General features: G+C 39.4%; 10 protein-coding genes and 1 riboswitch. Of the genes, 8 read left to right on the forward strand and 2 right to left on the reverse strand.

All coding sequences use genetic code 11. The annotated features are described in order from the left end of the window. Window positions 1–91: 91 nt before the first annotated feature. The gene (locus GJ691_RS18210) at window positions 92–1,582 is read left to right on the forward strand and encodes a S41 family peptidase (protein ID WP_154369564.1); all 1,491 of its coding nucleotides are present in this window, start codon (window positions 92–94) and stop codon (window positions 1,580–1,582) included. Window positions 1,583–1,661: 79 nt separating this feature from the next. On the opposite strand, the gene GJ691_RS18215 is transcribed toward GJ691_RS18210, so the two are convergent. Together GJ691_RS18215 and GJ691_RS18220 are read right to left on the reverse strand one after the other, a co-directional pair. After that, window positions 1,662–3,074: a Calx-beta domain-containing protein gene (locus GJ691_RS18215; protein WP_154369567.1), complete on the reverse strand. Its 1,413-nt coding sequence runs from the start codon at window positions 3,072–3,074 to the stop codon at window positions 1,662–1,664. 5 nt (window positions 3,075–3,079) lie between these two features. Then, window positions 3,080–4,909 (reverse strand): TonB-dependent receptor plug domain-containing protein, encoded by a 1,830-nt coding sequence (locus GJ691_RS18220; protein ID WP_154369569.1) that lies wholly within the window; start codon window positions 4,907–4,909, stop codon window positions 3,080–3,082. 34 nt (window positions 4,910–4,943) lie between these two features. Continuing rightward, a riboswitch (cobalamin riboswitch) is annotated at window positions 4,944–5,176 on the reverse strand. A gap of 233 nt (window positions 5,177–5,409) precedes the next feature. Here GJ691_RS18220 and GJ691_RS18225 point away from each other — a divergent pair. The 7 genes from GJ691_RS18225 (at window position 5,410) to gndA (ending at window position 12,144) form a co-directional block, all read left to right on the forward strand. Next, window positions 5,410–6,558 carry an ABC transporter substrate-binding protein gene (locus GJ691_RS18225; protein WP_154369571.1) on the forward strand — a complete coding sequence of 383 codons (1,149 nt, stop codon included), beginning with the start codon at window positions 5,410–5,412 and terminating at the stop codon, window positions 6,556–6,558. After that, window positions 6,559–7,590, forward strand: a complete 1,032-nt coding sequence (locus tag GJ691_RS18230) for a FecCD family ABC transporter permease (protein WP_154369573.1) — start codon at window positions 6,559–6,561, stop codon at window positions 7,588–7,590. A gap of 7 nt (window positions 7,591–7,597) precedes the next feature. Next, window positions 7,598–8,395: an ABC transporter ATP-binding protein gene (locus tag GJ691_RS18235; protein ID WP_154369575.1), complete on the forward strand. Its 798-nt coding sequence runs from the start codon at window positions 7,598–7,600 to the stop codon at window positions 8,393–8,395. Window positions 8,396–8,460: 65 nt separating this feature from the next. After that, the gene (locus GJ691_RS18240; protein WP_154369577.1) at window positions 8,461–9,807 is read left to right on the forward strand and encodes a DNA recombination protein RmuC; all 1,347 of its coding nucleotides are present in this window, start codon (window positions 8,461–8,463) and stop codon (window positions 9,805–9,807) included. Next, window positions 9,804–10,169, forward strand: a complete 366-nt coding sequence (locus GJ691_RS18245; RefSeq protein WP_154369579.1) for a 6-phosphogluconate dehydrogenase — start codon at window positions 9,804–9,806, stop codon at window positions 10,167–10,169. The genes GJ691_RS18240 and GJ691_RS18245 overlap by 4 nt, the downstream gene beginning before the upstream one ends. 3 nt (window positions 10,170–10,172) lie before the next feature. Next, window positions 10,173–10,724, forward strand: coding sequence for an acyl-CoA thioesterase (locus GJ691_RS18250; protein ID WP_154369581.1), 552 nt, complete (start codon window positions 10,173–10,175; stop codon window positions 10,722–10,724). 7 nt (window positions 10,725–10,731) lie between these two features. Further along, a complete protein-coding gene (gene gndA / locus GJ691_RS18255) occupies window positions 10,732–12,144 on the forward strand; it encodes an NADP-dependent phosphogluconate dehydrogenase (RefSeq protein ID WP_154369583.1) in 1,413 nt (470 codons plus the stop codon). Window positions 12,145–12,219: the final 75 nt, after the last annotated feature.

The following is a 12,219-nucleotide window of genomic DNA, read 5'->3' on the forward strand; positions in this document are numbered from 1 at the left end:
TTAAAAAGTATGAATGTCCCCCCGTATATTTTTTCAATTTCTGGAATGATAATTGAGGTTCTTCACTACTAGTTGCAAAAAAAAGAAATTTATGAAAAAGTATGTATTGCTATTCCTTTCCATTGGAGTATTATTGACCGCCTGTAAAAAAAGTGATGATGACCTTACGCCACCGGATGGCATTGACCCAGATCCTATTGCCGATGTAGAAGTACAGGATTTTATGTGGAAAGCCATGAATTTCTGGTATTTCTGGCAAGCCGATGTACCCAATTTGGCCGATGACAAATTCCCGAATACAGATGAAGGTATTGCTGCGTACACCGAATTTTTGGCTTCAGAATCAGAACCTGGAACTTTCTTTGACGATCAATTGTTATATTCGGAAGATCGTTTTAGTTTTTACTCGGACGATTATCGGGAATTGACACAAGCATTTTCCGGTATATCGAAAAGTAACGGATTGGAATTTGGCTTGAAAAGGTTCAGTGATAGCGATGATGTATTTGGATATGTATGGTACATTGTCCCAAATTCAGATGCGGCAACCAAGGATATTGCGAGAGGTGATTTATTCACCGGAGTGGACGGTCAGACCTTGACTGTTGACAATTATATTGACCTACTATTTGGAGACAACGATACCTACACCTTGAATATGGCCGATATTGCCAACAACCAAATCACCCCAAATGACAAAGAAGTAACCTTAACAAAGATGGAAGGCTTGGTTGAGAATCCTGTGTTCCTATCAAAAACCTTTGATATTGGAGGGGAAAAAATCGGATATCTAGTCTATAACAGCTTTACCAATGAATTTGATGAAGACCTAAATGATGCCTTTGGGACTTTTAAGGCCGAAAGTGTAACCAGCATGATTTTGGATCTTCGTTATAACCCTGGGGGATCGGTAAATTCAGCCGTACTATTATCCAGTATGATTTACGGTACAAACACCGATGAATTATTTCTAAGACAGCGATGGAATGATAAAATTCAACCACAATTAAGTGATTCTCAGTTAACTGACTATTTTGCAAGTGAAACAGATGATGGCTCTCCTGTGAATACCCTAGGTCTTTCCAAAGTTTACATCATTGCAACCAACAGTTCCGCTTCAGCCAGTGAATTGGTGATAAACGGACTAGCCCCCTATATTGATGTTGTTCATATTGGTGAAACCACACGTGGTAAAAACGAATTCTCAATCACCATGGTCGATGATTTTGAAGGGAGCTATATTTATAATTCAGAACGGGAGAGTGAAATAAACCCAAACAATCAATGGGCCATTCAACCTTTGGTAGGCAGAAACGAAAACGCCGATGGCTTTTCCGACTACACCTCAGGTTTGACTCCCGATATTGAACTTGAGGAGGACTTGGAAAACCTTGGGGCTTGGGGAGATCCCAATGAGCCTTTATTGGCAAGGGCCATTCAAGAGATTACCGGTACAACGGGCAAACGCAGTTTCGAGGTAAGTATGCCTGCAAGTGTTATGACAAATTCTAAAATGTTCTCTGTTCTAAAAGATAATATGATTTTGGACAAACCTCTTAATTTGGAGAAATCCATTGAATAAACCAAAAACAACAATCCATAAAAAAAGGGCTCTATAACTAGAGCCCTTTTTCTTTCATTATAATAAATATAATGTGCTATTATCTTTCGGCCGTACCGTTGAAATAGATTTCCCCCGGAATAATAGATACCTCTTTAGACGCCAATAATGAATAATCACTTAGGTCATATATTTCCAAGGATCCATTACTCGTATAATCCTTGGCATCAACACCATAAAGAATACCTTCGTTCACAGCCATATCGTAAAAACTAAGTCCGGTTATTTCAGCAGTTGCAGGAAGGGCGGTGCTAGCAGTTTCCATTTTGAATACAGAGCTTGACAGATAGTAATAGAGATTACTACCTTCGGTAACCAATGCCCCAGGATGTTCCGTTTCAGCAAATTCAAAAGATGCTGAGACCGTATTATCCGCTGTATTTATTTTATCCAATTGCGCTAAGGTCTCATTACCTGTCCAGGCAGGATTACCACCAGAAAGCACCCATAGGTTTCCTTCGGTATCCAATTGTAAGGAATTAGGACGATCACCAACAGTAACAGTCGTAGATACCGTGTTAGTTGCAGCATCTATGACCGTAACGATATTGTTCTGGTTATAACCACCTTGCATGGCCACATAAATCGTATTTTCTTTTACCACAAGTCTTTCTGGACCTTCTGCAACCGGAATCTTAGATACTACGGTATTTTCTTCAAGATCGATAACGGCTACATAATCATCCTCAGTATCACTACCGTCACCCCAATTGGTTACATAACCTTTGCCATTGGCAATGGCCATATATCTTGGGTTTAAAAGTTCCGTGTCAATAGTGGCTACAGACTCAAATGTATAACGGTTAACAACCTCCACTTTTTGTGAATTATTTACAACAATATATCCGAAATCCCCATTGAAAGCCATACTCTGAATATTATCGGCCCAAGAATCGACATCGTTTACAGTAGCATATACCTCATTTTGTACTGTTTCATAATCATTGGAAACAAAAGAAATTGAGGCATTTCCTTGGAAAAAATTACCTTCATGCGTAACAATGATACCATTTTCAAAAGGATAAGAGTCATTATCGGTAATAGACAATGTTGCTTCATCTTTAACACCTATAACCAAGTCTTCACTACCTGCTATGGTCGTAATGGTAACAATAAGATCTTCTGAAGACTCTACTTCCTCATCGTCAATAAGCGTAATGCTTTGGGCAACGGTAAGGTCACCTGCAGGTAAAACTACCGATCCTGTCAGCGCTTCATAATCCTCTCCAGAGGTAGCCGTACCGGATACTTCATAGGTAATGGTTACATCGGTGTCAATAGCCGGTGTAGTACTAAAAGTGATATCTACCGATCCTGCTCCCTCATCAGCTGTTTCAATGGCAGTTGACACCTCTAGTGCCCCTATTACCGGTTGATCATCATCATCGTCATCGCATCCTACAAAAATGAATGATGCCAGTGCTGCTGTAATAAAAAAATGTTTGAATTTCATTGGTCTTAAAAATTTAGTATTAATTGTGATTGAATATTTCTGTTTGGCATTGGACGCAATGCTATATTTTCATAATAGGTATCAAAGACGTTGTTGATGCTTAAACCTAATGTATACTTTAACTTTTTTTGCAGGGTACCCGTATAATTAATTCCTACATTGGCAACATCATAGCCTTCCAATTCCCCTCCGATAATCGAGACAGGACCATTGTATAAATGTTGATAAAACACATTGAAATCTAAAATACCATAAGCCACGGATGCATTGGCCTTGTGAAAAGGCACGTATATTAATTGTTCTTTTGTTGATTGATCTTCGGAAACGGTATAGGCGTAATTTGATTTGAAAGCAATTGTTTGGTTCTTTCCGATTTTATAATCAATACCAAGTTCCCCTTCCAACCCATAAATACGCACATCATCAATATTTATCGGGGACCAGATTCCGTCACTGCCAGGAAGCCATTTGATCATATCCTCGGTAGCAATGTAATAACCATTAAGATTGAAGGTTATGCCACCGAACCGTAAACGATGCCCCAAATCAATTTGATAGGATTGTTCAGCCAGTAAATCCAAATTACCACCAGGTTGCCAGTAAAGGTCATTAAATGTAGGGGTCCTAAAGTTTTTGGAAGCGTTCAATTGTATGTCATAATACTCGTTGATGGTGTATTTCCCATCCAACGAAAAAACTAAAGGACTGCTATAATCCGAAGAGAAATCCTGCCTAAGACTAATATTATAGGCCAGTTTAGGAGATACCTGATGCTTGAGCAGAGCAGTGGCCGAAAAATCATTTCGTGTAGGTGAACCAAAACTATCCCCTTTCCCTTTATAGTTATCAAATTCCAGAAAAGAGTTTAACCTAAATACTTTGGATAACTTCATATCCAAAGAATATCGGGCCAAAAAAGTTGACACTTTGCCAAAGGAATGGTTGTCAGAGTCTTTATTCTCATAATACCTAAACTCTTCTTGCAAATAGGCCACTTTTACCCTTGAAGTTGCTTTTTCCCCAAAACGCCCCCACTCCAATTGGGTACGGTATTGGTTGTCCTTATATTTACTTCGGCCTTCTGCCACTAGGGTTCCCGATAGGTTTCTATCCCCAATGAAACTCTGATGATAGAGACGCATGACCTGTTTATCGGAAAGTACGTAACCGGCATTGAAATTAAAGTTCAATCGCTCAAATTCCCCATTAACATTCTTGGTATCGGTCTTTAAATATTTATAGTCGTTATCCGATTTTTTATAATTGATTCCAAAATTGGACGACCATCGGGAATCCCCATAGCTTTGGTTATAATTGATTGTTTTTGTTTCGAAACTTCCATACCCCAATAAAACCCGATGTTCAAAATGATCATCAAATCGGAGGTCGTTGTTCAAATGAACACTACCACCAATGGCACCAGAACCATACTGTACACTTCCTCCCCCACTTCGAATACCAATCGAATTATAACTTAAAGGGTCAATGGTATTGAAGTCCGTCTGCCCATTTAATTGGGAATTGATATTGATACCGTTCCAGATTACCGCAGTATGTGAGGCATTGGTACCCCTAAAAGCAGGGGATGAAACCATACCAAAACCATTTTCCTTGAAATAAATATTTGAATTAAAAGCCAACAGGGTGGTAAATGAATTATTCTGTTGTCTCACAGTGCTATCCCGTAATTCGGTGACCTTATGACCTTCAGCATACCGCTTTAGGCGAATATCGGAAACAACGACCTCTTTTAGGTTGATGACAGGGTTCTCTTGTGCAAAAGCCTTGTTTAGGCTTATAAAAACAAGTAAGGAAAATAAAAGTGTTTTCTTCATACCAATGACTTTTTACCCGAAAGTCTATCGAATTCCATTGTTTGTGAAATTGGCAGGTCTCCTGACTTGTTTAAAGTTATTTTGTCTTCCCATCCAGATAATAGGACAGTGACTATGTAGTAAATAACCCCCTCCATTTTAATGAAGGTGCCAAAACTCGCGAAATGGCATAAACTTACAGTTGCGGGAACAGTTCCAGAATTACACTGGATTCCCTTTTAATTTAGTCACCGTGAAAGTGACAAAACCAAATTCGGTGCAAAATTAAACTTAAATAGTTATTTATCGTCCTTTTTTTTGCTAAGTTTTATGGCCAACCAGATAAAGCCCACCACAAAGTGAAGTATTATAATCCCTGCGATTATATAAATAGTGGTATTTGAGCTATCACGCATATTTAAATTTTAAACAAAAGTAAAATTCCATCCATTCTAGAATTGTGACATTTGTTACCTTGCGATCATTTTTATCGAATATATTGAAAAATACCCAACATTAAAATGAGATTCACTCTACTTCTTCCTTTTATTTTCTGCCTGTTCTTTTCTTGTAAGGAAAAACCAAAAGAAACATTTCCTTCAACATTGGAAACAAAAACCATTGCCATTGAATACGCAAAAGGGTTTACGGTAGAGAAAACAGGTTCAGGGATTACCATCATCAATGTTTCTTCACCATGGCCCAATGCCCAAACCAGTTATAAATATGCATTGGTCCCAAAAGAAAAATTAGCTACAATTACACTGAATAAAGAAGAATTCGACGCTATAATCGGGGTACCCGTACATAATATCGTTTCAACCTCAACAACACATATTCCAACATTGGAAGCCTTAGGAGTAATTGATGCTTTGAAAGGTTTTCCCGACACCCAATATATATCATCAAAAAAAACCAGAGAATTAATCGTTGCTGGTAAAATAAAAGAGTTGGGTAATAATGAATCGATCAACACCGAAATGGTCATTGAATTGAATCCTGAAGTCATTATAGGTTTCAGCATCAATAATCAGAACAAAGCTTATGAAACCCTACAGCGTTCCAATATCCCTGTTGTTTATAATGGCGATTGGACCGAGGAAACTCCTTTAGGCAAGGCCGAATGGATTAAATTCATAGCCCCTTTCTTTCAAAAAGAAGAGCTAGCAGATTCAATTTTCAGGGAAATCGCGGATTCTTACAACCATGTTAAGACCTTGGCCCAAAATGCAGAAAACAAACCTGAGGTTCTAAGCGGAGCCTTATACAAGGATGTTTGGTACTTACCTGGCGGAAATAGTTGGGCAGCCATGTTCTTAAAAGATGCCAACACATCTTACCCATGGTCGAATACAAAACAGACTGGCAGTCTTAACCTGAGTATTGAAAGTGTTTTGGAAAAAGGGATAGATGCGGAATATTGGATTTCCCCTTCACAGTTTACTTCATATCAGGAGATGAAAGAGGCAAATCAACATTACTTGAATTTTAAAGCCTTCCAAAATAAGAAGGTTTATACCTTTGCAAAAACCAAAGGGGCCACTGGCGGACTCCTTTATTTTGAACTGGGGCCCAATAGGCCCGATTTAATATTGAAGGATTTGATCCATATTTTCCATCCCGAAATATTGCCCCAACATGAACTATTTTTCTTTAAGCCGTTGAACTAATTGGAAAACACCACCAAATATAAAACCTCATTAGTACTATTGCTACTGGCCTTGGTCGTTTGTTTCATTGTAAACATAAGCCTAGGTTCGGTGACCATTCCTTTTAAAGATACTTTTAATGCGATTTTCGGTGGGGAATTGACCAATGATTCTTGGAAATACATTATATGGAATTACAGAATACCCAAAGCCTTTACCGCGATATTTGTTGGTAGTGGTTTGGCGCTTAGCGGACTTTTGATGCAAACCCTTTTTAGAAACCCTTTGGCCGGCCCATTTGTATTGGGGATTAGTTCCGGGGCAAGTTTGGGAGCGGCATTATTGATTATGGGTACCGCATTGTTTTCAGGCGTATTTGCTATTGGAATCGTAAACGATTTGTCTTTGGCCATTGCGGCAAGTATAGGCAGTTTTTTGGTGCTTTTGGTCGTTGTAGTCGTTTCTTATCGCATAAAGGACACTATGGCCTTACTGATTATCGGTCTGATGTTCGGGAGTATTACGGCCGCGATTGTGAGTGTGCTTTCCTATTTTACCGATGCGGAAAAATTACAACAATACATTTATTGGTCCTTCGGTAGTGTCGGCAACCTAACTTGGTCCCAATTATTGATCCTTTTGACAATAATCGTACTTGGGGCAATCCTCAGTATTTTGTCGATAAAACCCCTAAATGCTCTGCTTTTAGGTGAAAATTATGCCCGTAGCCTTGGTATTAACATGAACATGGCTCGCTACAAAATCATCATTGCCACTGGTTTGTTGGCTGGTGGTATAACTGCCTTTGCCGGGCCGATAGCGTTCATAGGCCTTGCCGTACCCCATTTAACAAGACAGATATTCAATACCACCGACCATAAGGTTCTGATGCCTGCAGTTTTGGTTTACGGAGCAATCTTAATGTTGATCTGTGATACCATTGCACAATTACCAAGTTCAGCCAATGTATTACCGATCAATGCAATTACTTCGATTGTTGGGGCACCTGTGGTGATTTGGCTTTTAGTAAGAAAAAAGAAAATGATCTTTTAATAAAGGTATGAACAAGAAAACAACAACACATACCGCCCTGAAAGTCAATGACCTGAGCATCGGGTACCGCAACAAAAATGAAATAACCGTCATCGCCAAGGAATTAGACTTTCAACTGGAGCACGGTGAATTGGCGGCTATTGTCGGGGTTAATGGTATTGGCAAATCTACCCTACTAAGAACCCTTGGGAACGTACAATCGAAACTTTCAGGTTCTGTGCAATTGGATGGGAAGGATTTAAAAAAACACTCGCCTATTGAATTGGCATCGACCATTAGTGTTGTACTTACCGAACCCTTGGCCTCCAAAAACCTTACCGTTTTAGAACTTATTGCATTGGGTAGACAACCTTACACCAATTGGATCGGCAGATTATCTGAAACGGACAAAACCAAAATAAAAGAGGCCATTTCCATGATCGGATTGGAAAACTTAAAACACAAAAAGTGTTACGAATTGAGTGATGGTCAATTACAAAGGGTAATGATAGCCAGGGCTTTATCTCAAGATACTTCCATTATTTTATTGGATGAGCCTACCTCGCATTTAGATCTGCATCACAAAGTACAGATATTGAAGCTTTTGAAACACATTGCCCACCATACACAAAAAACCATTTTGTTTACCAGCCATGAAATTGAAATGACCATTCAACTTTGTGATAAGATCTTGATCATGAATAAGGAGAGCCATGATTTTGGCGAACCCTGTGAATTAATCCAAAAACAAGCTTTTGAACGTTTATTTCCTTCGGATACGGTTACATTTGATGCAAAAACAGGTTCTTTTAAAATAAAAAAGTAACCTAAAGTTCGTTTATATTTTTAAAGTCAAACCTTTATCTTTACTCTAAAGAAGCCAAAACACTAATGAACGCATATCTTATCTATCTACTCATTGGACTAATATGTCTTGCCGTTGGATATTTTTTGGGCAATTACATCCAAAATCTAAAAACAAAATCGAACCAAAGTACCTTGGAAGAGGAAAATAGGCAGTTAGGACTTGCTAAATCAACCTTGGAAAACCGTATTCTGGCATTGGAAAACGAAAAAGAAGATTTGCGTTTGGAGAAAGAACACCTAGGAAATGAAATTGTTCGTTACCAAGCAGATCTAGAGCATCTTGGATTAAAAAACAAGGAACAAAAGGCCGAAGTAGAAAAACTTCAGGAAAAGTTCACCAAGGAATTTGAAAATCTAGCGAATAAAATCCTAGATGAAAAAAGCACAAAATTCACGGAACAGAACCAAAAGAACATTAAGAATCTCTTAACCCCTTTACAAGAAAAGATCAAAACGTTCGAGGATCGCGTAGAGACTTCCCAAAAGGAAAGTATAAGCATGCACTCCGCACTTAAGGAACAACTACTGAACTTACAAAGCCAAAACCTGAAAATTACCCAAGAAGCCGAAAACCTGACCAAAGCATTGAAAGGTGATAGTAAAATGCAAGGGAACTGGGGGGAACTGGTCTTGGAGCGCGTACTCGAAAAATCAGGGTTGGAGAAAGATCGCGAATATTCCGTTCAACAAAGTTTTACACGGGAGGATGGCTCCCGAGTACTCCCAGATGTCATCATCAACCTTCCCGATGGTAAAAAAATGGTAGTGGATTCCAAAGTATCCCTCACCGACTATGAGCGATATATCAATGCGGAGGAAGATTTGCGCGAGAAATTCCTGAAAGACCACATCAATTCCATAAGAAAACATGTAGATCAACTTTCTGCCAAAAAATACGAGGACCTCTATGAAATGGAAAGTCCGGATTTTGTTTTGATGTTCATCCCTATTGAACCGGCATTCGCCATAGCCATTAACCAAGATAACACCTTGTACAACAAAGCATTTGAACAGAATATCGTAATCGTTACCCCTTCTACCCTTTTGGCCACATTACGAACCATCGACAGTATGTGGAACAATGAGAAACACCAAAGAAACGCTATTGAAATAGCCCGGCAGGCCGGTGCCCTATATGACAAATTCGAAGGTTTCGTGACCGATTTGACCAAAGTGGGTAAAAAAATGGACGAAGCGAAAAGCGAATACAAAGGTGCAATGAACAAATTGGTAGAAGGTCGTGGCAACTTGGTAACCAGCATCGAAAAATTGAAAAAAATGGGTGCCAAGGCAAAAAAATCACTTCCAGAACCTATACTGAAACGCGCACAGGAAGACGACTTTGAAGAAGAACCTAAATTAAAATTATGAAGAAAATCCTAGCATTGACCATTACGGCAATAATCGTTGTTTTCCTTTTAATATATGCCTTTATATATTTTGTGCCCTACAGTGAAGGGGTTCGTTCAGGTGAATTAATCAAAATAAGTAGGAAAGGGGTCATTGCAAAAACTTGGGAAGGCGAAATTAGCCAAGGTATTTCAGGGGCTCAAATATTCTCTTTTTCGGTTTTGGACAAGGATAAAGAGAGTATTGAAAAATTAAAGGAATACCAAGGAGAGTACGTGAAACTGGTATATGTAGAACGCTATGCCACCTTTTTCTGGTTGGGAGACACCAAATATTTCGTCACTAAGGTAGAAAAAGAACAATCCCCACACTTTAGACAATAACAAATGAAGAAATTCAAATCGGCCGAGGAATCACACGTTTCCATTACGGAATTAATGCTTCCCTCCCATTCTAATTTTAGTGGCAAGGTGCATGGTGGGCATATCCTGAATTTAATGGATCAAATTGCATTCGCCTGTGCCTCAAAACATTCTCAGCACTATTGCGTTACCGCATCGGTTAACAAAGTTGATTTTTTGAATCCGATCGAGGTAGGGGAACTGGTCACCCTTCGGGCCTCGATTAATTATACGGGGAAAACCTCAATGGTCGTGGGAGTTCGTGTAGAATCGGAGAACATTACCTCAGGAGAGAAAAAACATTGTAATTCATCGTATTTCACCATGGTCGCCAAAGATGGGAATGGTAAAAACGTTCCGGTTCCAGGATTGATAATCAAAGACCACCAAGGGGTAAGGCGTTTCAGTAGAAGTTTAAGACGTAAAGAACAGGCCTTAAAGAGAGGTTCAAAATATAAGGCGGAAACGTTCAAGGCCGATGACCACTTGGAAAATTTAACAGGCGAGAACGTACAGATCGAATTAAAAAATTCATAGGACGATAATGGAACGGAAAAAGTATGATTTTGGATTGGTCGGACTTGGTGTTATGGGTCGTAATTTCATTTTAAATGTCGCAGACAATGGCTTCTCGGCCTATGGCCACGACTTGGACGAAGAAAAAGTCGCCTCACTACTAGAGGAAGGCGGAGATACAGATAAAATCAATGCCTCTACCTCTGCCCCTATTTTCATTGAAGCCTTGTCCCGTCCACGAAAACTCATGCTTCTAGTACCTGCCGGCAAAGCTGTAGACGCGGTTATAGAAAGTCTTTTACCTTATTTGGATAAGAATGATATTATCATCGATGGCGGAAATTCGTTTTATCAGGATACCGATCATAGGGAATCTTATTTAAAATCAAAAGGAATCCATTTTTTCGGAGCAGGTGTCTCTGGTGGAGCAAAAGGTGCCAGAAGAGGCCCGAGTATTATGCCCGGGGGATCAAAAGAAGCCTACCAAGAAGTGAAACCGATTTTTGAAGCTGTAGCGGCAGATTTTAAAGGGGAAGCCTGTGTAGCGTATTTAGGCCCTAAATCGGCCGGTAACTACGTTAAAATGGTCCACAATGGTATTGAGTACGGATTAATGCAGTTGATTTCAGAAATTTACGATTTACTTAAAAAAGTAGGTAACTATTCCAATCCTGAATTGCACGACCTTTTCGATACTTGGAACAAAGGACGACTACAATCCTTTTTGGTTGAAATTACAGCGGACATCCTAAAACAAAAAGATGACAAGACCGATGGCTATTTGGTCGATATGATCTTAGACAAGGCCAAGCAAAAAGGCACTGGCAAATGGACCTCCCAAAATGCGATGGACCTAGGGATTCCCATTCCTACGATAGATATTGCGGTAAGTATGCGGGAACTCTCTGCCTTCAAACAAGAACGTATTAAAGCCAAAACCTTATATCCAAAGAAAAAAATTGACCAGATTGAAAAAGGGGAACTTGGGAAATGGGCTGAAGAAGCTTTATATTTTGGTTATATCCTAACCTATGCACAGGGCTTTCATCTATTGACAGAAGCTTCCAAAGAATATGGGTACGACTTAAATATGCAAACCGTAGCCAAAATTTGGCGGGCAGGTTGCATTATCAGGGCAGGTCTACTGGAAAATATTGCCAAGGCCTTTAACGAAACAAATGCTCCAACACACTTATTGTTGAATGATGCGTTTGCCTCTAAAATAAACGACACCGTGCCTACTGTGCGTAATTTGGTATCACTCGCCATAAAAAATGCCGTACCATTGGCCGGTTTGGGCAATGCACTGACCTATTTTGATGGTTACACCGCCGACCGTTTGCCTTTGAACCTTATTCAGGCCCAACGTGACTATTTTGGCTCCCATACCTACGAACGAACCGATACAGAAGGTATTTTCCATACGGATTGGGAGGTATAAAAAGCGAAATGGTATTACTTAAAAAAATACGGAAGCACTTAAACCAAAGGTTTATGTACTTCCGTAAATCATTTA

It is taken from the genome of Maribacter luteus, from assembly GCF_009674825.1.
GTDB classification, from domain to species: Bacteria; Bacteroidota; Bacteroidia; order Flavobacteriales; family Flavobacteriaceae; genus Maribacter_A; species Maribacter_A luteus.